The sequence below is a fragment of the Hydrogenophaga sp. genome, assembly GCF_030651625.1.
GTDB lineage: Bacteria > Pseudomonadota > Gammaproteobacteria > Burkholderiales > Burkholderiaceae_C > Hydrogenophaga.
Genome location: NZ_JAUSCF010000030.1, coordinates 63,152 through 85,054, shown reverse-complemented (window position 1 = coordinate 85,054; position 21,903 = coordinate 63,152). Strand labels below are relative to the sequence as shown.

Genomic DNA, 21,903 nt, shown 5'->3' with positions numbered 1-21,903 from the left:
AGACAGACATGAAACACAGAGAGGCCAGGGTCCTTGTTGTCGGCGACAACGCGATGGACGGCGAGCAGGTCTGCGTCATGTTGCGCGAGCGCTACCCGCAAGTGGAAGCCACGACCGATGCCCTGAAATCGGATGCCGTGTTCGAGCGGGTCAAGCCGCAGGTGCTGGTGCTGGCCTTCAAGTCGCTGGAAGCCTGTGAACGCTTCTACCTGGGGCTGTACCGGCGCAGCGAGGTGATCCAGTCGCTCCCGCACCGCACGCTGCTGCTGTGCGACAAGGAAACCGTGCGACGCGCCTTCGATCTGTGCGTGCAGGACGTGTTCGACGATTACGTGCTGTTCTGGCCCCTGGTGCACGATGCCAGGCGGCTGGCCATGTCGGTGCACCTGGCGCTGTGCGCGCTGGACCAGGAGCTGGCGCTGGCGCCGCTGTCGGAACTGGCCAACCTCGCGCGCCGTGCCGAAGCGCTGGAGGAACAACTCGCACAACAGGTCAAACTGGGTCGGCTGCACGCCCGCCATGCGCAGACCACCGCGCGGCTGGCGCAGGAATCGGTCAGCCGGGCCATGGGAGGCTTGTCCGAACGCATCCTGGCCACGGGGCTGGACAACGCCCTCACGGTGCGCGACGCCTCAAGGGTCGAGCAAGCGTTTGGCAAGTTGCGCAGCGAGGCCGTCATGCCCACGCTGGAAGACGTGGTGCAGTCGGTGCAACCCGTGCGGGACTGGGTCGACACCATCACCAGCGAATTGTCCGAACCCATGCAGGCCACGCGCGACATGGTGCAACGTGCCAGGTCAAGCCGGCCACAGCTGCTGGTGGTGGACGACGACGAGTACATGCGACGCCTCCTCAAGCAGGTGCTCATCGGTGCGCAATACGAAGTCGAGGTCGTGGGCACGGCCGTGGATGCGCAACGCTTCCTTGCGAAGAACAGGCCCGACCTGATCCTGATGGACTTTCTTCTGCCTGACTCCAATGGCATCCTGCTCACACGCGAGCTCAAGGGCAGCCAGTTGAATGTGGACGTTCCCGTGATCATGCTCACTGGCCGGACCGAAAAGCATGTGATTGTGGAAAGTCGCAAGGCGGGCGCCGTGGACTTCGTGGCCAAGCCCTTCAATCGGGACATCCTGCTGAAGAAGGTGGCGCAGCACCTGGGTCATTGAGCCCGTTTCAACGCTGCTGCGATTCTTCGCGCCAGAGCAGCCGCAGTCCCCACAGCCCCAGCGCAGGACCCAGCGCCAGCCAGGGCAGCAGCGCGTCCAGGGCCACGGTTTCAGCGAGTGAAACGAACAGCAGGATGCTGACGATGGAGATCGCAAAACCGATGCTGTTGACCAGCGTGAGCACGCTGCCCACCGCCTGTGGGGGCGCGTTGCGCGCGGTCAGGGTGCTGAGCTGGGGTGAGTCGCCCGAGACGGTGATGCCCCACACCACCAGCCAGGCATAGAACCACGCATCGGGTGCGGCCATGAACAGGGGCGCAGCGAGGCAGCAGGCCCCGCTGACCGCCAGATGGCTGCCCGCCACACGCGCACTGCCCCAGCGTTGCGCCACCCAGCCACCACCGACACAGCCAAGCGCGCCGGCGCCCAGCACCCAGAAAGCCGCCCACGAGAGGCTCACCCCCTGCAGTCGCGTGGCCAGGACCAGCGGCACCATCACCCACATGGTGTAGAGCTCCCACATGTGGCCGAAGTATCCGAGCACCGAGCTGCGCACGCGCGCATCGGTCCAGACCGATCCCAGTGCGCGCCACTGCAGGGTGGTCACACGTGCCACGGCGCCGGGCGGGTCGCCGGTGGCAAAGAACAGCAGCAGACCACCCAATGCCGCGAGCGCGGCCACGCCCAGCATCAGCGTGGGCCAGGGCAGGGCGTTGCCCAGCGCGCGCAACGCGTGCGCGCTGGCAGAACCCAGCACCAGCGCACCGATCAGGTAGCCCAGCGCCGCGCCCAGGCCCTTGCTGTACCACTGCGCTGCGATCTTCATCCCCACCGGGTAGATGCCGGCGAGAAAAAAGCCGGTGGCAAACCGCCAGACCATCAGCGCGTTGAAGTCGCGCACCGTCCACCAGGCGCCCACGGTGCAGGCAGCGCCGGCCAGCGCGCACACCAGGAACACACGGCGCGGTGCAAAGCGGTCGGCAATGGCCAGCAGCGCAAACACCAGCGTGCCCAGGATGAAGCCGAACTGGAGCGCCGATGTGAGTGTGCCCACCGCACTGGTGGACCAGCCCAGTTCGCGTTGCAGGTCCGGCATCACGGCGTTGACCGCGAACCACAAAGACGTGCCCAGCAACTGCGCGAGCACCAGCACTGGCAAGATGTGGCGGGGCACCGGGGGCTGTGTCATGGCGTGCAGCTTAAACGCGCATTGCGGCCAGCACTCGCCGCAAAGGTGTCAGACGCCCCGCGCCCGATCGGCCTTGAACTGCGCACGGAACGCGCCGAAGCTCCCCGCGTCCAGCGACTCGCGCACCTCGCGCATGAGGTTCAGGTAGTGGTGCAGGTTGTGCACAGTGGCCAGCATGGGGCCGAGCATCTCGCCACAGCGGTCCAGGTGGTGCAGGTAGGCGCGGCTGAAGCCGTCGCGCCCGCCGTCGGCCCAGCTCACGCCGCTTTGGCCTGCGCAGGCGTAGCAGGTGCAGGTGGGGTCCAGCGGCTGGTGGTCTGTCTTGTGGCGGGCATTGCGGATCTTGAGGTCGCCGAAGCGGGTGAACAGCGTGCCGTTGCGCGCGTTGCGAGTGGGCATCACACAGTCGAACATGTCCACCCCATCGGCCACCCCCTGCACCAGGTCTTCCGGCGTGCCCACGCCCATGAGGTAGCGCGGCTTGTGCGCAGGGAGGCGGTGCGGCGTGTGCGCCATGATCTGCAGCATCTGCTCCTTGGGCTCGCCCACGCTCACGCCGCCGATGGCATAGCCGGGGAAGTCCATCTCGACGAGGGCTTCGAGAGACTCCTGGCGCAGGTGCTCGAACATGCCGCCCTGCACGATGCCGAACAGCGCGTTGGGGTTTTCCAGCCGGGCGAACTCGTCTTTGGAACGCACCGCCCAGCGCCGGCTCATCTCCATGCTCTTGCGCGCCTCGGCCTCTGTGGTGAGGTGACCATTGGTCTCGTACGGTGTGCATTCGTCGAGCTGCATCACGATGTCGCTGTTCAGCCCGGTCTGGATCTGCATGCTCACCTCAGGCGACATGAAGAGCTTGTCGCCGTTGACGGGACTTGCGAAGTGCACACCTTCTTCGGTGATTTTGCGCATCGCGCCCAGGCTCCAGACCTGAAAGCCGCCCGAATCGGTGAGGATGGGTTTGTGCCATTGCTCGAAAGCATGCAGGCCGCCGAAGCTTTTCATCACGTCCTGGCCGGGGCGCATCCACAGGTGGAAGGTGTTGCCCAGGATGATCTGTGCGCCCATGTCGTGCAGCGACCGGGGCATGACGCCCTTGACCGTGCCGTAGGTGCCCACGGGCATGAAGATGGGCGTTTCAACCACGCCATGGTTGAGGGTGAGCCGGCCGCGGCGGGCGTGGCTGCCGGGGTAGGCGTCTTTGGGCGGGTCGGAAAGCAGCTGGTCGAATTTCAACATCGACCGATTTTAGAGGGGCGTCCTCTGGCGACGCGCCGCCCGGGGATCACTGCGCCGGTGCTTGCGATCCGGAGGCTTCGACCATGCGGTCGCTTTCGATGGGCAACGGATCGGAACTGTCCCACCCCCAGGCAAGCAGCACGGCGAGGGTCAATGAAAGGACGAGGGCGAGGCCGAGGCGGGTGCAGATTTCAATCACGGTGCTGTCAGGGGAATGCGTCAAAAAAAGGGCTGCCCGCGATTCTCGCTGCAACCGGTCGCGATAACTGCACGAGTGGACAGGAAGTTGTTACAAACTGACGCGTGGCGCTCAGGGGGCCGTGACCGCCCGTTCGAGCGGTAGATCGGCTTCGCTGCCGAAATGGCGCGCCACCAGTGCCCTCAACCACTGGTGCCCGGGGTCCCGGTGCAGGTGGGCGTGCCAGAGCTGGGCAATGGTGCTGCTGGGCAAGGGCAGCGCCAGCGGCCGGGTGACCAGCCGGAAAGGTCCGGTGACGCGCTGCGCAAAACGCTCGGGCACGGTGGCCAGCAGGTCGGTACTGCCCAGTACATGGCCGAGCGCGGCGTAGTGCGACACGGTCAACTGCACCCGGCGTGCCACGCCGAGCTGGTCCAGCGCACGGTCCACCCGGCCATGACCGGTGCCGGCGGCGATCACCCGCACATGGCCCACCTGCCGGTATTGTGTGCGGGATACCTGCTTGCGCCCGGCCAGCGGGTGGCCCTGGCGCATCAGGGCCAGATAGGGCTGCCGAAACAGCGCCTGCTGGAAGAAACCGGCCTGAAGTTGCGGCAACGAACCCAGCGCCAGGTCCACCCGGCCCTGGGCCATGTCATCACGCAACGCGGCATCGGCCACCGAGATGCAGCGCAAGGTGACGCCAGGTGCATGTTGCGCCAGCGCGTCCATCAGCACCGGCAGAAAGTAGGTTTCGCCGACGTCACTCATGGCCACCGTGAAGCAGCGGGAGCTGGTGGCAGGGTCGAACGAGGCGCGCACGTTGAGTGCATCGCGCAAGGTGTCCAGCGCCTGCGAAAGGGGGACGGCCAGCTGTTGTGCGTACGGCGTGGGCTCCATGCCGCCCGGGGTGCGCAGAAACAGCTCGTCATCCAGTTGGGTGCGCAAGCGGCGCAGCGCATTGCTCACCGCCGGCTGGCTCAGGCCCAGGGTCTGAGCCACGCGCGAAACGCGCCGTTCGCGCAGCAAGTGGTGAAACACCACCAGCAGGTTGAGATCCATGTCGGCGAGGTCCATGCAGGGTCCGTGCGGGAATAGGGTGTGCGACTTGGCGGCCATCGCCGGATGCGAGGCAAGGCGTGCGACGCGCCGCAGTGTGAACACTGCAAGCGGTGCGCAACGCAGCAGCGCGCCGGCCAGGGCCCGAAAAATTGTGCAGCCCATTTCTGTACGGGCCCTCATCATTATTTCATTGATGAATAGTGGGTATTCCCGGAATTCGATTGCTGGATGACGCAGAGCTTGCCATCATGACCCTTGACCTCACAAAAACAGGAGACAGCCGTGAGCACGCCAATTCCGAAGCCCGGCCCGGATGCCTTGCCCTGGGAACTGGGCGGCACCAGCCGCATCCCGTTTGCCGTCTATACCGACGAGCAGCGGCACCTGCGCGAGCTGGAGCGGTTTTTCTACAAGGGCCACTGGAGCTACGTGGGCCTGGAAGCCGAAATCCCGAACGCGGGCGACTTCAAGCGCACCGTGGTCGGCGAGCGCTCGGTCATCATGACCCGGGCCGAAGACGGTGCGGTGCACGTGGTGGAAAACGTCTGTGCCCACCGAGGCATGCGCTTCTGCCGCGAGCGTCACGGCAACAAAAAGGAATTTGTCTGCCCCTACCACCAGTGGAGCTACGCCACCAATGGCGACCTGCAAGGCGTGCCATTCCGACGCGGCGTGCGGCAGGATGGCAAGGTCAACGGCGGCATGCCGGCCGACTTCAACCCCAAGGAACATTCGCTGACCAAGCTGAAGGTGGCGGTGCGTGGCGGCGTGGTGTTCGCCAGTTTCGACCATGATGTGGAGTCGCTCGAAGACTACATGGGCCCGGCGATCCTTACCTACTTCGACCGCCTGTTCAATGGCCGAAAACTCACCATCCTGGGCTACAACCGCCAGCGCATTCCGGGCAACTGGAAGCTCATGCAGGAAAACATCAAGGACCCGTACCACCCGGGCCTGCTGCACACCTGGTTCGTCACTTTCGGGCTCTGGCGTGCCGACAACAAGAGCCAGTTGCTGATGGACGAGCACCACCGCCACGCGGCCATGGTGTCGACGCGTGGCAGCGCTGGCCAGGCCAGCGGTCAGGCTTCCCAGGTCACCCAGGTGTCCAGCTTCAAGGAGAGCATGCAGCTGGAAGACCCACGGTTTCTGGACATCGTCCCTGAGGCCTGGTGGCAACTGGACGAAGCAATGCCTTCAGCGGTGATGATGACGCTGTTCCCCAGCGTGATCTTTCAGCAGCAGGTCAACAGCGTGTCTACGCGCCACATCCAGCCCGATGGAACCGGGGCGTTCGACTTTGTCTGGACCCATTTCGGTTTTGCCGACGACAGCGAAGAGATGACCCAGCGTCGTCTTCGCCAGGCCAATCTGTTTGGCCCGGCCGGCTTCGTGAGTGCCGATGACGGCGAAGTGATCGAGTTCTCGCAGCAGGCCTTCAAGAGCAAACCGCTGCACCGCACCCTGGCCGAACTCGGCGGCCGTGAGGTGGGCGATACCGACCACATGGTGACCGAGACGCTGATCCGTGGCATGTACGAATACTGGCGCAAGGTGATGGAAGCCGATGCTGTGGCCTCCCCGGCGGAGACATCGGCATGAACCCGACGCCGCCGCCCCTGGACTTCGCCACCTACCAGGCTTTGCAAACCCTTTACGCCGATTACGCACTCGCAGTGGACAGCGGCCAGTGGGACCTGTGGCCCACCTTTTTCACCACCGACTGTGTCTACAAGCTGCAACCCCGCGAGAACTTCGAGCGCGGTTTTCCGCTGGCTACGCTGGCGTTCGACAGCCAGGCCATGCTGCGCGATCGCGTCTACGGCATCAAGGAAACCCTGTTCCACGACCCCTATTACCAGCGTCATGTGGTGGGTGCGCCGGTGGTGCGGAAGGTCGAGGACGAAGGGCGGCTGCATTGCGAAGCGAACTATGCGGTGTTCCGCACCAAGCTGGACGGGCCGAGCACCGTGTTCAACGTGGGGCGCTATTTCGACATCGTCGCTCCCACGTCCGGCGGATGGAAGTTCGCTCAGCGGCTGTGCATCTACGACAGCGAGATGATCCCCAATTCCATCATCTATCCCATCTAGGCCCACCCCCGCGCCGCTTCGCGTCACCCCCTGCAGGGGGCGATGCGAGTGGCCCGGCAAGCCGGTTCCACCGCATCCTGGACTTTGGCATTTCGCGCCGGAGACATCACCCCCATCAATTGGAGCAACGTTCATGAGCAACTGGACCGACGTGGCCGCCGAGGCCGATCTGTTTGAGGGTGCGGGTATTCCGGTGGCGCCGGGTGGGCGCGATATCGCGTTGTTTTCGGTGAACGGCGAGGTGTTCGCCACCAGCAACCTCTGCACCCACGGCAACGCCAGTCTGTGCGACGGGTTTATAGAGGGGCACGAAATCGAATGCCCGTTCCACCAGGGGCGGTTTGATCTGCGCACGGGCGCCGCCACCTTCGCACCCTGCACCGAGCCGATCAAGGTGTGGCCGGTGAAGATCGAGAGCGGGCGCGTGCTGTTGGATCTAGGCTGACCGCCCCAGCAGCATCGCATCCCCGTAGCTGAAGAACCGGTACCTCTGCGCAATAGCGTGACGGTACAGCGCCATCACCGTTTCGTACCCGGCAAAGGCGCTCACCAGCATCATCAAAGTGCTCTTGGGCAGGTGGAAGTTGGTCACCAGCAGGTCCACCACACGAAAATCGAAACCCGGCGTGATGAAGATGTTGGTGTCGCCGGTGGTTTCTCCGGTGCGCGCCCAAGTCTCCAGCGTGCGAACGGTGGTGGTGCCCACGGCCACCACGCGGCCGCCGCGCGCCCGGCAGTCGGCGATGGCTTGCACGGTTTCTGGGGGGATCGCGTAGCGCTCGTGGTGCATCACGTGTTCCTCAATGCGCTCGGTTTTCATGGGGGCAAACGTGCCCGCGCCCACATGCAGCGTCACGTTAGCGCGCTGCACATCGTGCACCTCCAGTGCGGCCAGCACGCCTTCGTCGAAGTGCAGCGCAGCGGTGGGTGCGGCCACCGCGCCGGGCACACGGGCAAACACGGTCTGGTAGCGCCGCTCGTCATCGGCGTCGTCGGTGTGGGTGATGTAGGGGGGCAGTGGCACATGGCCATGGCGCGCCATCAGCTCGTACGGCGTTTCGCCCGCAGGACCCTGCAGGCGCAGCCGGAACAACTGGCCGCGTTCGTCGGGCCAGCGCCCCAGAAACACCGCGTCGAAGCCGCTGCCCTGCGAGCCGCCAGCCATGTGCAGCAGGCCGCCCGGCAAGGGCTTCTTGCTCACCCGCAGATGACCCACGACCTCCTGAGGCGATCCATCCAGGGCTTCGTGCGGCAGCAGCACGCGCTCGATCAACAGTTCCAGCTTGCCACCAGAATATTTCTCCCCAAACAGGCGCGCCTTCACCACTTGCGTGTCGTTGAACACCAGCAGGTCGCCAGCGGTGAGCAGGTCGGGCAGGTCGCGAAAGATGCGGTCTGCGGGAGGGAGCGTACGGCCGTCAAGTAGCCGGGATGCGCTGCGCTCGGCGGCCGGGTGCTGTGCAATCAGTTCGTCGGGCAGGGAAAAATCGAAGTCGGCGACCCTGAAGGTTCGCGCATCGGAAGCAGAAGAAGGCATGCAGCTTGAGGGTCGGACAGGCCCGTTCCAAGTGAAGAAAACGAAGACGCAGATTGTCGCAGTTCCGACTCCCGTGGCTCACCGGGGTCGGTACATGTGGAACAGCTGTTCGGGGCCAATGGTGAAATAGTCGGCCGGGCCACCGGCACGCAGGATGTGCCCGGCGTTCGCTGTGTCGTAGATGCCGTCTTTCAACAGATGCCGCGCGATGTGCACACCCACCACCTCACCCAGCACCAGCCAGCTGTCGATGGGCGCACCCGCGGCCGAAGTCAGACGCACGAGTTGCGACAGCCTGCACTCAAAACTCACCGGGCTTTCCTGCACGCGCGGTGCGGCCACCACGCGCGAAGCCACCGGCGTGAGCCCGGAAAGGGCGAACTCGTCCACCTCGGGTGGAACGTGTGCGCAGGTCTGGTTCATCTGCTCGGCCAGCGGCCGCGTCACCAGGTTCCACACAAACTCGCCAGTCGCCTCCACGTTGCGCACCGAATCCTTGTACCCGATGCTGCAGAACCCGACGATGGGCGGCACGTAGTTGAAGGCGTTGAAGAAGCTGTACGGCGCCAGGTTGTGCACGCCGTCGGCGCCGAGCGTGGAGATCCATCCGATGGGCCGTGGCCCGACGATGGCATTGAACGGGTCGTGCGGCAGGCCGTGGCCCTGGGCGGGTTCGTAGAAGTGGGTGGCATCCATTGGGGGTGTCGGGCTCGAATAGGCACTCAATCCTAGGGGAAGGCGTCGATGCCTGCACGCGCTGTGGAAATGGCGCTCAGGCTTTGCCGGGCACAATGCGCGCATGCCCGCCCAAGCCGAAGGCAAACCCGCCACGACTGCGCTGTCCGCACCCCAGAAGGCCTTGCGCAAGCTGGGCCTGGAGCGTGCCATCGACCTGGCGCTTCACTTGCCGCTTCGTTACGAAGACGAAACCCGGGTGGTGCGGCTGGCCGACGCGCGCGAGGGGGAGTTGGTGCAGGTGGAGGGCACGGTCACCCACAGCGAAATCACACTGCGCCCGCGCCGGCAACTGCTGGTGACGCTGGACGACGGCTCCGACACCTGCACCCTGCGTTTCTTCACCTTTTACCCATCGCACCAAAAAGCGTTGGCGGTGGGCGCGCGGGTGCGGGTGCGTGGCGAGATCCGAGGTGGGTTCATGGGCCGGACCATGATGCACCCGGCGTTTCATGCAGCAGGTGGGGCCTTGCCTGACGCGCTCACCCCGGTTTACCCCACCAGCGCCCAGCTTCCACAGGCCTACCTGCGCAAGGCGGTGGCAGGAGGGCTGCAGCGTGCCGATTTGAGCGAAACCCTGTCACCCGAACTGTTGCAGAGCCTGCAAAACAGTTTGAGTGGGCTGCGCGCACCCTTGAGCTCGTTGCGGGAGGCGCTGTTCTGTCTGCACCACCCCACGCCCGATGTCTCGATGGCTGCGCTGGAAGACCGCAGCCACCCGGCCTGGCAGCGCCTCAAGGCCGAAGAGTTGCTGGCGCAACAACTGTCGCAGCTCATGGCCAAGCGCGAACGCGATGCCTTTCGCGCACCGGCGTTGACCACACGTCCCGGCGGCCTGCATGAACAGTTGCTGGGTGCGCTGCCGTTCGCCCTGACCCCTGCACAGCGCCGGGTGTGCGAAGAGATTGCCACCGACCTGGCCCGCCCGGTGCCCATGCACCGCCTGCTACAAGGCGATGTGGGATCGGGCAAGACCGTGGTGGCGGCCCTGGCCGCGGCGGTGGCCATTGACGCCGGCTGGCAGTGCGCGCTGATGGCCCCCACCGAAATTCTGGCTGAACAGCACTTCGCCAAACTGATCGGCTGGCTGGAGCCGCTGCTGGCACCTCTAGGCAAACGCGTGGCCTGGCTCACAGGCAGCCAGAAAAAGAAGCAGCGCAACGAAATGCTGGCATTGATTGCCAGTGGCGAAGCCGCGCTGGTGGTGGGCACACACGCGGTCATTCAGGAACAGGTTCAGTTCCGCAACCTGGCGCTGGCCATCATCGACGAACAGCACCGGTTTGGCGTGGCGCAGCGGCTGGCGCTGCGAGCAAAGACGACACCGGATGTCTTTGACAGCCGCGGCGATGGCGCGCCTCGACCGGCTCAGAACGGGCCGCAAGGTGGTTCCCCCTTGAGGGGGAATGCGGCCACGCGCGGCGAGCCATCGACCGTGGTGGAGCCCCATCTGCTCATGATGACGGCCACTCCCATTCCCAGAACGCTCGCCATGAGCTACTACGCCGACCTTGATGTCTCCACCATCGACGAACTGCCACCGGGACGCACCCCGATCGTCACCAAGGTCGTGTCCGACAACCGCCGCGCCGAGGTGATCGAGCGCATCCGCGCCCAGGTGGCGCAGGGCCGGCAGGTGTACTGGGTGTGCCCACTGATCGAAGAGAGCGAGTCAATCGATCTTTCCAACGCCACCGCCACGCACGCCGAACTCAATGCGGCGCTCAACAGCCCGGCAGTGCCTTTCCGGGGAGGGGCGTTTGTGTCCAAGGCTCCCGAGGGCGCGCCAGAGAGAGGGGAACCCGCGTCAACAGCGCAGGGCGGAGCGCCGAACCTTTCCGGAGCGAAGGGCATTGTTCCAGGGCACCCGTGGAACCGGCTTGGCCGGGCCACAGGGTGCGTCCCCCCTCCCAGCGCCGAAGGCGCGCCAGAGAGGGGGGAAGCCGCGTCAGCGGCGCAGGGGGGAGCTACTGTTACCGTGGGCCTGCTGCACTCGCGCATGCCGGTGGCAGAAAAAAAGGCGGTGATGTCGCTCTTCACCAGCGGTCACATGGGCGTGCTGGTGTCCACCACCGTGATCGAGGTCGGCGTGGACGTGCCCAATGCCTCGCTGATGGTGATCGAACACGCCGAGCGGTTTGGGCTGAGCCAGTTGCACCAGTTGCGTGGCCGGGTCGGGCGCGGCGCCGCTGCTTCGGCCTGCGTGCTGATGTACACGCCGCCAGACGGTGGGCGTCTGGGTGAAACCGCACGCGAGCGCCTGCGCGCCATGGCAGAGACCCACGACGGTTTCGAGATCGCCCGGCGCGACCTGGAAATCCGTGGGCCGGGTGAATTTCTGGGCGCCCGTCAGTCAGGGGCTGCGCTGCTGCGTTTTGCGGACCTCGCCACCGACACCCATCTGCTGGCCTGGGCACGCGCGGCCGCTCCCGTGATGCTGGCAGAGCACCCCGATGCAGCGCAAAAGCATGTGGCCCGCTGGCTCGGCGCACGCAGCGAGTACCTGAAGGCCTGATCGAATGCGACCCGTTGCCAAAGTGGCCAGGGCGAAAAAAAGCCCGCCTGACGTGGCGGGCTGATTGTCAGGCCCGGGAACCCAGCCTTCTCAGATGGGCGACCAGGGCTCGTTCGTTTCCATCTGGTTGGGGTAACCCTGGGCATCTCGGGGCGCTTGTGTGCCCTTGTAGAGCAGGCCAGTGTTGACCCAGAGCAGGACCTTGCCAATCACCACCGGGCCTGATGTGGTGGTGAAGGTGGCCCTGTCGGTCTGCACATTGCCGATCCGCTTGCCGCCATCAAGTGTGACCGTGCCGCGGCTGGTGAACAGCGCGGTGCGCGGACCACTGCAATCCGGGGTTTCGTATTCGGCCGTATTCTGGGCAAAGTTCATGGCGGTCGCGCCCGTTTTTGCCAGCACCAACCCCGTGAACTGGGACCGGCCGCCAGGGAATGCCGGATTTTCACCCACCGCGTAGTCTTCCCGGCATTCGGTGCGCCAACTGCCCGCGTATTTGTCCGCCGTTTCGCCAGGTGCGGTCCCCGATCCATTGTCGTCATTGGAGCTGCTGCTGGAGCCGCCGCCACAGGCGACCAGAAGGAAGGCAGCGCTGACGCAGGCCAGCAGGGACGTCCGGGTGTTCATGAGTGGGGGGTCCTTGAGGGGTTGGTGTGCTGGCTTTTCAACCAGCGCGACCGGCAAAGTATAGAAGAGTCCATCGCGCGGACCAGCAACGAACGGCTTTTGTCAGCGATTCGCTCATGGCGCAAAATGTGTCCATGACGCTGACCGAACTCAAGTACATCGTGGCCGTGGCTCGTGAACGGCATTTTGGCAAGGCGGCCGAGGCCTGCTTCGTATCGCAGCCCACACTGTCGGTGGCCATCAAGAAGCTGGAAGAGGAGCTTGAACTCAAGGTGTTCGAGCGCAATGCCAATGAAATCGCGGTCACGCCGCTGGGGGAGGAGATCGTGCGCCAGGCGCAGACGGTCCTGGAGCAGGCCGCCGCCATCAAGGAGATCGCCAAACGAGGCAAGGACCCGCTGACCGGGCCGCTCAAGCTGGGTGTGATTTACACGATCGGCCCCTACCTGTTGCCGGACCTGGTGCGTCAGGTGATCGACCGCACGCCGCAGATGCCCCTCATGCTGCAAGAGAACTTCACCGTCAAGTTGCTCGAGCAACTTAGGCTGGGCGAGATTGATTGCGCCATTCTGGCCGAGCCCTTTCCCGACACCAACCTGGCCATTGCGCCCCTGTACGACGAACCGTTTCTGGCTGCCGTGCCGCACACCCATCCCCTGGCCCAGCAAAGTCACATCACAGCCGAACAGATCAAGAAAGAGACCATGTTGCTGCTGGGCACCGGCCATTGTTTTCGCGACCACGTGCTGGAGGTCTGTCCCGAATTCGCCCGCTTCAGCAACGACGCAGAAGGCATACGCAAGAGCTTTGAAGGATCTTCGCTGGAAACCATCAAGCACATGGTGGCTGCCGGCATGGGCATCACCCTCGTGCCGCGTCTTTCCGTGCCGAGCTCGGCGCTGGAAGGGGCTGTCAATGCGGGGCAGGACTTCGGCGATTCGTCGTATGTGCGCTACCTTCCGTTCTCTGGCGAAGCGCCCACCCGCCGCGTCGTGCTCGCATGGCGCCGCAGCTTCACCCGCTACGAGGCCATCGCCGAACTTCGAAATGCGATTTACGCCTGCCGGCTGCCGGGCGTCAAACGCCTCTCCTGACTGCTTTTTTCAACGTTACCCTGGAGCTTTTCATGGCCAAAACCACCGGCAAGATCGCCGCGCCCCCCATCAACATCGGCATCGGCGAAAAGGATCGCGCCGCCATTGCCAAAGGCCTGTCCAAGCTGCTGGCCGACACCTACACCCTGTACCTGACCACGCACAACTTCCACTGGAACGTGACTGGCCCGATGTTCAATTCGCTGCACGCCATGTTCATGGCGCAGTACACCGAACTGTGGACCGCGGTGGACCCCATCGCCGAGCGCGTCCGTTCGCTGGGCCATTCGGCTCCGGGCAGCTATGCGCAGTTTGGCAAGCTCAGTTCGGTGCCCGACGCGCCGGCCGCGCCTCCCAAGGCGATGGAGATGGTGCGCATCCTGGTGCAGGGCCATGAAGCGGTCGCCCGCACGGCGCGCGAGTTGTTCCCCGTGGTGGACAGGGCCGGTGATGAGCCCACGGCCGACTTGCTCACTCAGCGACTGACGGTGCACGAGCAGACCGCGTGGATGTTGCGTTCGATTTTGGAAGAATAGAAAACACCCCCGCGCCGCGCCGAAGGCGCGTCACCCCCTCAAGGGGGCGATGCCCGCGGCCTGGCGGAGCCAGTTCCGCGGCATCTCTGGACACAGCCATTTCGCACCGGATACGCTGTTTTAAGAAGTCACGTTTTCCTGTTTCTTTTCATGGTTGCATCCACGGCCCCCACGCCTTCGCGGCTCGCCCTCTATCTCGACCTGATCCGCTGGAATCGACCGGCCGGCTGGCTGCTGTTGCTGTGGCCTTCGCTTTCGGCGTTGTGGGTGGCGGCCGATGGTTTTCCTGGCGTGCATCTGCTGCTGGTGTTCGTGCTGGGCACCATCCTCATGCGCAGTGCCGGCTGCTGTGTCAACGATGTGGCCGATCGGGAGTTTGACAAGCACGTGAAGCGCACCGCCCAGCGGCCCGTGACCAGTGGGCGCATTGGTGTGAAAGAAGCGCTGACGTTGGGCGCGGTACTGGCTTTTACGGCGTTTCTGCTGGTGCTCACCACCAACCTGGCCACCATCGTCTGGTCTGCCCTGGGGCTGGTGCTGGCCATCGTCTACCCGTACGCGAAGCGAGTGGTTTCCATGCCGCAGGCGGTGCTGGGCGTGGCGTTCAGTTTCGGCATTCCCATGGCTTTTGCTGCGGTCTATGGCGGGCCAATGTGGGAGCTGATGGCGCCAGCAGTCTGGCAGGCGCCCGGCTTCTGGCCAGGTGTATGGCACAGCGTGCCGCCCCTGGCCTGGGCGCTGATGCTCGGCAACCTGTTCTGGGTGATCGCCTACGACACCGAATACGCCATGGTGGACCGCGACGACGATCTCAAGATCGGCATGAAAACCTCGGCGATCACCCTGGGTGATCTGGACGTGCCCGTCGTGATTGGCTGCTATCTGGTGTTTCTGGGTATCTGGAGCGCAGTGCTCTGGGGCACGGTGAACCTCTGGGTGTGGGGTGCCATGTTGCTGGTGGCCCTGGCCCAGGTGGCCTGGCATTTCACATTGATCAGAGACCGCACCCGTGAAGGCTGCTTCAAGGCCTTCCGCCTGAATCACTGGCTGGGGTTTACGGTATTCCTCGGCGTGATGGTCGGCCTGGTTTGAGCCAACGGCGATGACTCAGATCGGCCAACGCAGCGCCGTTCACCTCGTCCTGTCTATCGTCAAGTCAAGACTGGCTGCAGCTGGCCAGATTTCGCAGCCCAATGACCGCCGCCGCCGGAACCTGTCGTTCGTCGTCCTGCCAGGCGACCGACCGCTACACCAACAGCAGCGGCCACTCAACAGGGTTGGGCGCACGAGGTGCCGAACGTCTCCTGCACGCCCAGGCGACCAGCTCTTCGCGACCCATTTGCGACATAGGCCGCCCCGAACTCATCGCCTCGAGAGCCGCCGGTGGCAGATGAACCGAGGCCACCTGTGAGTCCCCGCATCCGCAGGCACTCACAGGTGGGCAGCAGTTTGAGCGATTGAGGCGCGGCACGCGACTTGAGACCCTGCGGGAGCACCACCTCGGGAGCTCATCGTGAAAGCCATCGGCCTGCAGCCCCAGCGGTCACCGTGGTGCCCCGGTCCACGCCCGGCACTGCCTCGTGCGCCGGCCCGTAGCCTGGCGCTTCAAGCGGCCTGAAACCGGTGCCGCTCGGCCTGATGATGTCGATAAGCGCTTCGTCAGCGTCAGGCAGCTGAAGGCGATCCGGCGCTATCGGACATCGATCACCAAGGTGCCGGCGGCCTGGGATTTCGCGGTATTGCAGGTGCCCTGGAGGAAGCACCGGGTCGGTGCTGCCGTCGGCAACAACACACGTCCATGCGGCGTTTCAGCCATGGCTTGCTGGAATCGACGCCAGCAGTCTGAGCTGCTCGCCCTTGACCACGGCATAGCATTCGCAAGCTCGATGTTCGAGCCCGGCACGGTCCAGTACCGAGATGTGGCCGCGACGGTAGCGGATCACGCCAGCCTGCTGCAAGCGCCCCGCCACTTCGGTGATGCTTTCTCTACGCACACCCAATGTGTTGGCGACGAGTTCGTGGGTCATCACCATTTCGCCCGATTGCAGGCGGTCCAGGGCACACAGCAACCAGCGGCAGAACTGCTGTTCGATGGGGTGATGCCGGTTGCAGGCAGCGAACAGTGTGATCTGGGCGATGAGCGAGAGGGCGTCTCGCAAGAGCAACCCTCGCAGCGAGCCGACGCCATCGAAGGCCCGCCGCAACTCGCCCGCCGGCAGCCGAACGGCGCCACCGGCCACGAGCACGCGGGCTGAACTGGCGGTGGTGTGGCCGCCCATGAAAAGCGCCAAGCCCACCATTCCTTCTCTACCAACGGCAGCTGTCTCTGCCGATGCGCCGGTTGCGGTCACGTAGTGCAGCGACACGATGGAAGTGGTCGGGAAGATGGCGTGATGCAGGGGTCTGTCGGGTTCATAGATGGATTCACCCAAGCGCAAGTTGATCGGCTCCAAGTGCCTCGCTATGAGGTCGAAGTCCACGTCCGGCAAGGCGGCCAACAGGTGGTTGAGCCGCGCGCCGTGCAGTTCGGGCTGCGGCAACGGATTCGGCAGGTGCTGCCGACGTATCAAGGCATCCATCAATGGCTGTCCTTCAAAACTTCAACACCCACACCTCGGTAACCGATGAAGCGGCAGGTTCGGTCAAACATCGGTTGCCCGCTCACGCGGAACTGCCTATGTTCTCCGTCCACCTCCTGGCGGCTAAGGTGAAAATCCAGAAAGGGTTCGCGCGCGGCGATGCGTTTGAGCAAGGCCGCGCGCTCGGATTCGTTCCAGCCGATCTGCTGGGTGTCTTGCGGCGCATCGATCAATGCATCCACCTGGATGCCCAACATTTCAAGCACCGGCCCCGACACTTTCGTGAAGGCCCCGGATTCGTCCTGCTCCCAGTACCAGTCGGCCGCCAGTTCGGTCAAACTGCGAAAGCGCGCTTCGCTGATCCGCAGTTCTTGCGTGCGCTCCAGGATGGTGGCTTCGAGCTGGCTGTTGTGCAGCGCCAGCTGGCGGTACAGCAAACGCACTTCCAGCATGTTGCGGATGCGGGTGTGGACTTCGGTCAGGTCCAGCGGCTTGCTGATGAAATCTTTGGCCCCGGCATTCAGCGCACGCAGTTTGTGACCGGGCTGCGCCGTCAGCACGATCACCGGAAGGTAAGGGTCGCGCTCGATGGTCTTCAGGCCTTCCATGACCTGAAAGCCGTCCATGCCGGGCATTTGCAGATCCAGCAGGATCAGGTCGTAGTCATGCTGCCGGTGTAGTGCGCACACTTCATCCGGCTGAAGGGTCGCCGTGACCTGGCTGTAGCCTGCGTCTGACAGCAGGCGCTGAAGCATGCGCACGTTGGTTTCCTGGTCGTCGACGATGAGGACGCGGGCGCCCAGGATGTCGCTGGAAGTGATCATGGCGTATGTACTTTCTTTGGGTTCTTTCCCACGGGTCTCGGGGTTACCGAGCTTGCCGTGCGTGTCGGCTGTACAACAACCGCTCTGGCTGGCGCCTCCTCCGGCCGATCGGCAAGGTCCAGGGCCGCGTCCAGCGCTTCGGTGAAGGCATCGATCTTGATCGGTTTGCTCAAGTAACGGAAGAAGCCAGCCTGAAGGCCTTTTTCGATGTCGTGCTGCATCGCCAGCGCGCTGAGCGCAATGACCGGGATGTGCGCAGTGGCTGCGTCTGCAGCCAGGTGCTCCATCGCTTCCAGCCCACTCATGCCCGGCAGGTTGATGTCCATCAGCACCACGTCGGGCTTCATCGTGCGTGCCAGCTGCAAGCCGTGCTCTGCGTCCCCAGCCTGCAGCAGGCGCACATCGGTGCGCTGCGCCAGCAGGCGCTGCACCAGCAGCTGGTTGGCACGGTTGTCTTCCACGCACAGCACGGTGAATGGGCGTCGGCCGGCCGCAGCGGGTTCGGGTATCGCCGCGACTTGCAGCCTGGCAAGGGTGGTCTCGGCGGAGCTCGCTGGCGCCGATATCTGGGCGCCAGACGTATCCAGCTCCACCCAGAACACGCTGCCCTGGCCGACTGCGCTTTGCACGCCAATGCGGCCGTTCATCAATTCCACCAGGCGTTTGCTCAGTGCCAGGCCGATACCAGTGCCTTCGATCGCTCCAGTCTCCCGACCCAGGCGCTCAAAGGGCTGGAAAATATGGGTGAGCTGCTCGGGGCTCAGGCCGCTGCCGCTGTCTTCAATGCGGATGCAGATGCGGCCCCGCCCCGCGGCTTCACAGTGCACCTGCACCGTGCCTCCTTCGCGGTTGTACTTGATGGCATTGCTGAGAAGGTTGACGAAGACCTGCTTGAGGCGGGTGCGGTCCACGATGACGATGCACGCGTCGCCCGGCTGGGTAACACTCAGGCGTATGCCATGTCCTGCGGCCTGCCCTTCCACCAGCGCCTGGCAGTCGGACAGCACCTCGGCCAACGGCACCGGCTCCAGCACGCAGGACAGGCGGCCTGATTCGATCAGCGACAGGTCCAGGACCTCTTCGATCAGGCCCAGCAGGTACCAACCTGCTTTTAGGATCTCTTCCACGCTTTCTTCCTGTCGCGGCGTGGGTGGCGGCGTGCCGGACTGCAGCAACTGGGCAAAGCCCAGCACGGCATTCAATGGCGAACGCAGTTCGTGGCTCATGTGCGACAGGAAGTCCGACTTCGCCTGGTTGGCGTCTTCGGCGGCAGCCAGCGCATCGATGAGGTCGACCTCCCTGGCCAGCAGCGCTTTTTCAGTGCGCCGCCGTTCGGTGATGTTGGTGAACAGCACCGCGACCTTGCGGCTGTCCGGCCCGCCCACTTTCATCGCATAGACGTCGAACCAGCGGTCGTCCATCGACTTTGCGTCGTTGACAAAGCGCACCGCGTTGCCGGTCAGCGCCACCTTGCCGTAGGTGGTGAACCAGTGCTCTTCAAGGTCGGGCGTGATGTCGCGGATGCGCCGGCCCACCGCGTTCTCCAACCCCGTCAGCTCGGAGAACGCCGGGTTCACTTCGAGGAAGCGGTAGTCCACGGCCTTGCCGGTGTTGTCGAAGATCATCTCGAGGATGCAATAGCCCTCGTCGATCGCATTGAAGAGGCTGCGGTAGCGCTCTTCCGATTCAACCAGCGTCTGCTTCGCACGACGCATTTCGGTGACGTCGCTGGCGGTGCCGAACCATTCCACGATGGCACCGTCTTCGTCCAGCATAGGCACCGCGTGCGAATGTGTCCAGCCCAGTTCGCCATCCACGCGCAGCACGCGGTGTTCCAGCTCGAAGACGCCCTTGGCCTCAATGGCTGTTTCGATCGCGGCCAGCACGCGCGCTTGGTCTTGCGGGTGGATGTAGTCCTGCAGCCAGCTGGTCGTTGGTTCGGGGGCATCGGCCAAGAAACTGCGGCCGTCGAGTGCGCGCATCTCGCGCCAGTCGGGGCTCATGCGGTAAACCACATCGGAGCTGGCCGTGACCAAGGCGCGATAGCGCATTTCGCTGGCCTGGATCGCCACAATGCTCTCCCGCCGAATGCGGGCCATTTGAAGTTGAGCCGCCACACGGGCCAACAACTCCCTGGCACTGAACGGTTTCACCAGATAGTCGTTGGCCCCTTCTTGCAAGCCCTCAATCCGGCTTTCCTCCCCGGCACGGGCAGAAAGCATGATGACCGGCACGCCGCGCATCCGAGGGTCGGCGCGCAACGCCTGCAACAGCCCGAAGCCGTCGAGCCCAGGCATCATCACGTCGGTCAGGATCAGATCCGGCATCCGCTTGCGTGCCGCCGCAAGCGCCGCCGCCCCGTCCTGCACGGCCTCAGTGCGGTAATGCGAGCCGAGCAGACGGACGACGTACTGCCGCATGTCCGCGTTGTCGTCGGCGACCAGCACCAGGGGACGTTTGTCATCGTGCCCATCTGGCGAGGTGGCGGTGTCTGCTGGATCGTCCTGAATCGATGGCAACTCCGATTCGAGGGCAGAGCGCTGTTCGGAGTCGGGAAGCCAGCGGAGAGCTTCCTCGACGAACGGATTCGCCCCCGTAGTGGGCTGCGGGGCAGCAGGCCTGTTACCGAGCTGATCCTGGGGCAGATGCTGCGATCCCATCGGAATCGAGATGGTGAACGTCGTACCGCGTCCGACCTCGCTGTCGGCGCTGATCGAGCCACCGTGCAAATTGACCAGCTCTTGCACCAGGGCCAACCCGATGCCACTCCCCTCGTGCGTGCGGCCGCGCGCGTTTTCGACCCGGTGGAAGCGTTCAAACAGCCGAGGGATTTCCTCGGCGGGGACGCCCGTGCCCGTGTCGCGGACGCGCAGTTCGACGGCGCGGTCGACCTGTCGCATAGACACAGCGATTTCCCCTTCAAAGGTGAACTTGAAGGCGTTCGACAACAGGTTGAGAACGATCTTCTCCCACATGTGGTGATCCACGAACACCAGCTCGCTGAGCGGTGGGCAATCGATGCGAAGTTCCAATCCAGCCTTCTCGCAGGCCGAGCGAAAGTTGCTGGCGAGGTCGGTGGTGAAGTCGGCCAGCGCTGTCGGCTCATAGGCCGCGCTAACCCGACCAGCCTCGATTCTTGAGAAATCCAGCAAGCTGTTCACGAGGCGTTGAAGTCGCAGCCCGTTGCGGTAAACGACTTCCAGCCGCTCCCGTTGCAACGGCGGCAAATGCTCATCTGTTGCGGCCAGTGCGTCTTCGACTGGCCCCAGCATCAAGGTCAGTGGCGTGCGGAACTCGTGGCTGACGTTGGAAAAGAAGGCGATCTTGGCCCGGTCGAGTTCGGCCAGCGCCCTGGCACGTCGCCGCTCGTCGTCATAGGCCCGGGCATGCGCGACGGCGGTGGTTGCGGCGGCTGCGAGCAAGTCGTAGAAGCTCCGGTAGGCCTCGTTCATCCTCAGTCGAGAGCTGACCCCCGCAATGAGGATGGCGGCGGGGCGGTCTGCACCTGGCAGGATGATCGGCAGGGCCAGTGCCGCATTCGGTGGTTCGGGATAGGGGCCAGGCAAAGCCTGGCTGGTCCTTTGGCGCATGTCGTTCACCTGCACTGCCGACCCAGAGCGTACAACTTCCTCCAGCGGCCAAGGAGTCTGTTCCTTCATTCCGGAACCTGCGGTGTTCGTGTTGGCGACAGTATCAGCCTGAAGGTCGGTCGCGCAGACCAGCCGGGCTTCATCACCGTCGGGGTCCAATTCGTAGAACAGGACAAACGGCACGTCAAGGACGTATTCTGCGAGGGACTGAGCGGACAAGCAGAGCGCTTCGCTGACAGACTTGGCTTTGTTTGTTTGAGCTGTAAGGTCGCGCAGCGCCCGTGTCCGTCGCTCGCTGAGCATCTGGGTCGTCATCTCGATGACGGGGTGGAACAGGCCGCCGACCCGACCGGCCTCGTCCCGAATGGGGCTGAATGAGAAAGTGAAGAAGCACTCCTCTACGTACCCGTGCCGTTCAAGGAAAATCTGCTGGCTTTCGAGGAAGGCCGTGTCGCCGGCCAGGGCCGAGTCGTGCGCCTCGCCAATCACCGGCCACGCCTCTCTCCAGCACTCAGAGAAGTTTTGCCCCATTGAGCGAGGATGCTTGTTGCCACAAATGACCCGGTAGGCATCGTTGTAGATCTGGACCAGGCCCGGCCCCCAGATGACGCAAATGGGCAGGTCCGAGGCCAGGCAGATGCTGACGGTCGTACGCAGGCTCTGCGGCCACCCCTCAACCGGTCCCAGCGCGCTCGCTGACCAGTCCATCGACCGAATCAAGTTGCCCATCTCGCCACCGCCCAATAGAAAGGCAAGAGGATTTGGTTCAGCGGCTAGTTGGTCATTGTGTTTCAAAGGAACCTTGTAGGTGCGGGATTACGTCACTGCAATACGACGATTCAATTCAATGACAAGGAATTTGGCTCTGGGCATTTTGGGTGCCCAATGTGATCGATCAGTGGAGTAGCGAGAATACGACTCTAGAGTGCAACTTAG

General features: G+C 64.1%; 18 protein-coding genes. 8 read left to right on the top strand and 10 right to left on the bottom strand.

Features of this window, described 5'->3' with window-relative positions:
• Positions 1-8 precede the first annotated feature (8 nt).
• Positions 9-1,169: a response regulator gene (locus Q7V46_RS14050; protein ID WP_304914175.1), complete on the top strand. Its 1,161-nt coding sequence runs from the start codon at positions 9-11 to the stop codon at positions 1,167-1,169.
• A gap of 7 nt (positions 1,170-1,176) precedes the next feature.
• On the opposite strand, the gene Q7V46_RS14045 is transcribed toward Q7V46_RS14050, so the two are convergent.
• From Q7V46_RS14045 to Q7V46_RS14030, 4 genes are all read right to left on the bottom strand, one after another.
• On the bottom strand, positions 1,177-2,358 hold the full coding sequence (locus Q7V46_RS14045) for a nitrate/nitrite transporter (RefSeq protein ID WP_304914174.1): 1,182 nt from the start codon (positions 2,356-2,358) through the stop codon (positions 1,177-1,179).
• A 48-nt stretch (positions 2,359-2,406) separates the two neighbouring features.
• Positions 2,407-3,597 carry a tRNA guanosine(34) transglycosylase Tgt gene (gene tgt, locus Q7V46_RS14040; RefSeq protein WP_304914173.1) on the bottom strand — a complete coding sequence of 397 codons (1,191 nt, stop codon included), beginning with the start codon at positions 3,595-3,597 and terminating at the stop codon, positions 2,407-2,409.
• 46 nt (positions 3,598-3,643) lie between these two features.
• Entirely contained in the window at positions 3,644-3,796 is a 153-nt protein-coding gene (locus tag Q7V46_RS14035) for a hypothetical protein (RefSeq protein WP_304914172.1), read from the bottom strand.
• A gap of 111 nt (positions 3,797-3,907) precedes the next feature.
• Positions 3,908-4,852, bottom strand: a complete 945-nt coding sequence (locus tag Q7V46_RS14030; protein ID WP_304914171.1) for a LysR family transcriptional regulator — start codon at positions 4,850-4,852, stop codon at positions 3,908-3,910.
• Between the two features lie 267 nt (positions 4,853-5,119).
• Here Q7V46_RS14030 and Q7V46_RS14025 point away from each other — a divergent pair, with 267 nt between their 5' ends.
• From Q7V46_RS14025 to Q7V46_RS14015, 3 genes are all read left to right on the top strand, one after another.
• Complete coding sequence (locus Q7V46_RS14025) at positions 5,120-6,439, top strand: aromatic ring-hydroxylating dioxygenase subunit alpha (protein ID WP_304914170.1); 1,320 nt, start codon at positions 5,120-5,122, stop codon at positions 6,437-6,439.
• Positions 6,436-6,930, top strand: a complete 495-nt coding sequence (locus tag Q7V46_RS14020) for an aromatic-ring-hydroxylating dioxygenase subunit beta (protein WP_304914169.1) — start codon at positions 6,436-6,438, stop codon at positions 6,928-6,930. The genes Q7V46_RS14025 and Q7V46_RS14020 overlap by 4 nt, the downstream gene beginning before the upstream one ends.
• A gap of 133 nt (positions 6,931-7,063) precedes the next feature.
• The gene (locus tag Q7V46_RS14015) at positions 7,064-7,375 is read left to right on the top strand and encodes a non-heme iron oxygenase ferredoxin subunit (RefSeq protein WP_304914168.1); all 312 of its coding nucleotides are present in this window, start codon (positions 7,064-7,066) and stop codon (positions 7,373-7,375) included.
• Here Q7V46_RS14015 and queA read toward each other — a convergent pair.
• The gene (gene queA / locus Q7V46_RS14010) at positions 7,367-8,467 is read right to left on the bottom strand and encodes a tRNA preQ1(34) S-adenosylmethionine ribosyltransferase-isomerase QueA (RefSeq protein ID WP_304914167.1); all 1,101 of its coding nucleotides are present in this window, start codon (positions 8,465-8,467) and stop codon (positions 7,367-7,369) included. The two genes, Q7V46_RS14015 and queA, sit on opposite strands and share 9 nt — an antisense overlap.
• Before the next feature lie 78 nt (positions 8,468-8,545).
• Positions 8,546-9,163 carry a flavin reductase family protein gene (locus tag Q7V46_RS14005; protein ID WP_304914166.1) on the bottom strand — a complete coding sequence of 206 codons (618 nt, stop codon included), beginning with the start codon at positions 9,161-9,163 and terminating at the stop codon, positions 8,546-8,548.
• A gap of 103 nt (positions 9,164-9,266) precedes the next feature.
• Here Q7V46_RS14005 and Q7V46_RS14000 point away from each other — a divergent pair, with 103 nt between their 5' ends.
• On the top strand, positions 9,267-11,717 hold the full coding sequence (locus Q7V46_RS14000; protein ID WP_304914165.1) for an ATP-dependent DNA helicase RecG: 2,451 nt from the start codon (positions 9,267-9,269) through the stop codon (positions 11,715-11,717).
• Between the two features lie 90 nt (positions 11,718-11,807).
• Here the strand turns inward: Q7V46_RS14000 and Q7V46_RS13995 are convergent, their stop codons facing one another.
• Entirely contained in the window at positions 11,808-12,344 is a 537-nt protein-coding gene (locus tag Q7V46_RS13995) for a hypothetical protein (RefSeq protein ID WP_304914164.1), read from the bottom strand.
• A gap of 134 nt (positions 12,345-12,478) precedes the next feature.
• On the opposite strand from Q7V46_RS13995, the gene Q7V46_RS13990 reads away from it, so the two are divergent.
• The 3 genes from Q7V46_RS13990 (at position 12,479) to Q7V46_RS13980 (ending at position 15,066) form a co-directional block, all read left to right on the top strand.
• On the top strand, positions 12,479-13,438 hold the full coding sequence (locus tag Q7V46_RS13990) for a hydrogen peroxide-inducible genes activator (protein WP_304914163.1): 960 nt from the start codon (positions 12,479-12,481) through the stop codon (positions 13,436-13,438).
• 32 nt (positions 13,439-13,470) lie between these two features.
• A complete protein-coding gene (locus tag Q7V46_RS13985) occupies positions 13,471-13,974 on the top strand; it encodes a Dps family protein (RefSeq protein WP_304914162.1) in 504 nt (167 codons plus the stop codon).
• Positions 13,975-14,124: 150 nt separating this feature from the next.
• A complete protein-coding gene (locus Q7V46_RS13980) occupies positions 14,125-15,066 on the top strand; it encodes a UbiA family prenyltransferase (RefSeq protein ID WP_304914161.1) in 942 nt (313 codons plus the stop codon).
• A 716-nt stretch (positions 15,067-15,782) separates the two neighbouring features.
• On the opposite strand, the gene Q7V46_RS13975 is transcribed toward Q7V46_RS13980, so the two are convergent.
• From Q7V46_RS13975 to Q7V46_RS13965, 3 genes are read right to left on the bottom strand one after another with little or no spacing between them, the layout of a single operon-like run.
• Positions 15,783-16,553, bottom strand: coding sequence for a Crp/Fnr family transcriptional regulator (locus Q7V46_RS13975; RefSeq protein ID WP_304914160.1), 771 nt, complete (start codon positions 16,551-16,553; stop codon positions 15,783-15,785).
• The gene (locus Q7V46_RS13970) at positions 16,553-17,377 is read right to left on the bottom strand and encodes a response regulator (protein ID WP_304914159.1); all 825 of its coding nucleotides are present in this window, start codon (positions 17,375-17,377) and stop codon (positions 16,553-16,555) included. Before Q7V46_RS13970 ends, Q7V46_RS13975 begins: the two co-directional genes overlap by 1 nt.
• A complete protein-coding gene (locus tag Q7V46_RS13965; protein ID WP_304914158.1) occupies positions 17,374-21,675 on the bottom strand; it encodes an ATP-binding protein in 4,302 nt (1,433 codons plus the stop codon). Before Q7V46_RS13965 ends, Q7V46_RS13970 begins: the two co-directional genes overlap by 4 nt.
• Between the last annotated feature and the right edge of the window lie 228 nt (positions 21,676-21,903).

Bases quoted from the DNA above. Each gene is read 5' to 3' on its own strand.
- Q7V46_RS14050 (WP_304914175.1), top strand. From the start codon at position 9: ATGAAACACAGAGAGGCCAGGGTCCTTGTTGTCGGCGACAACGCGATG.
- Q7V46_RS14045 (WP_304914174.1), bottom strand. From the start codon at position 2,358: ATGACACAGCCCCCGGTGCCCCGCCACATCTTGCCAGTGCTGGTGCTC.
- tgt (WP_304914173.1), bottom strand. From the start codon at position 3,597: ATGTTGAAATTCGACCAGCTGCTTTCCGACCCGCCCAAAGACGCCTAC.
- Q7V46_RS14030 (WP_304914171.1), bottom strand. From the start codon at position 4,852: ATGGACCTCGCCGACATGGATCTCAACCTGCTGGTGGTGTTTCACCAC.
- Q7V46_RS14020 (WP_304914169.1), top strand. From the start codon at position 6,436: ATGAACCCGACGCCGCCGCCCCTGGACTTCGCCACCTACCAGGCTTTG.
- Q7V46_RS14015 (WP_304914168.1), top strand. From the start codon at position 7,064: ATGAGCAACTGGACCGACGTGGCCGCCGAGGCCGATCTGTTTGAGGGT.
- queA (WP_304914167.1), bottom strand. From the start codon at position 8,467: ATGCCTTCTTCTGCTTCCGATGCGCGAACCTTCAGGGTCGCCGACTTC.
- Q7V46_RS14005 (WP_304914166.1), bottom strand. From the start codon at position 9,163: ATGGATGCCACCCACTTCTACGAACCCGCCCAGGGCCACGGCCTGCCG.
- Q7V46_RS14000 (WP_304914165.1), top strand. From the start codon at position 9,267: ATGCCCGCCCAAGCCGAAGGCAAACCCGCCACGACTGCGCTGTCCGCA.
- Q7V46_RS13995 (WP_304914164.1), bottom strand. From the start codon at position 12,344: ATGAACACCCGGACGTCCCTGCTGGCCTGCGTCAGCGCTGCCTTCCTT.
- Q7V46_RS13990 (WP_304914163.1), top strand. From the start codon at position 12,479: ATGACGCTGACCGAACTCAAGTACATCGTGGCCGTGGCTCGTGAACGG.
- Q7V46_RS13985 (WP_304914162.1), top strand. From the start codon at position 13,471: ATGGCCAAAACCACCGGCAAGATCGCCGCGCCCCCCATCAACATCGGC.
- Q7V46_RS13980 (WP_304914161.1), top strand. From the start codon at position 14,125: ATGGTTGCATCCACGGCCCCCACGCCTTCGCGGCTCGCCCTCTATCTC.
- Q7V46_RS13975 (WP_304914160.1), bottom strand. From the start codon at position 16,553: ATGGATGCCTTGATACGTCGGCAGCACCTGCCGAATCCGTTGCCGCAG.
- Q7V46_RS13970 (WP_304914159.1), bottom strand. From the start codon at position 17,377: ATGATCACTTCCAGCGACATCCTGGGCGCCCGCGTCCTCATCGTCGAC.
- Q7V46_RS13965 (WP_304914158.1), bottom strand. From the start codon at position 21,675: ATGGACTGGTCAGCGAGCGCGCTGGGACCGGTTGAGGGGTGGCCGCAG.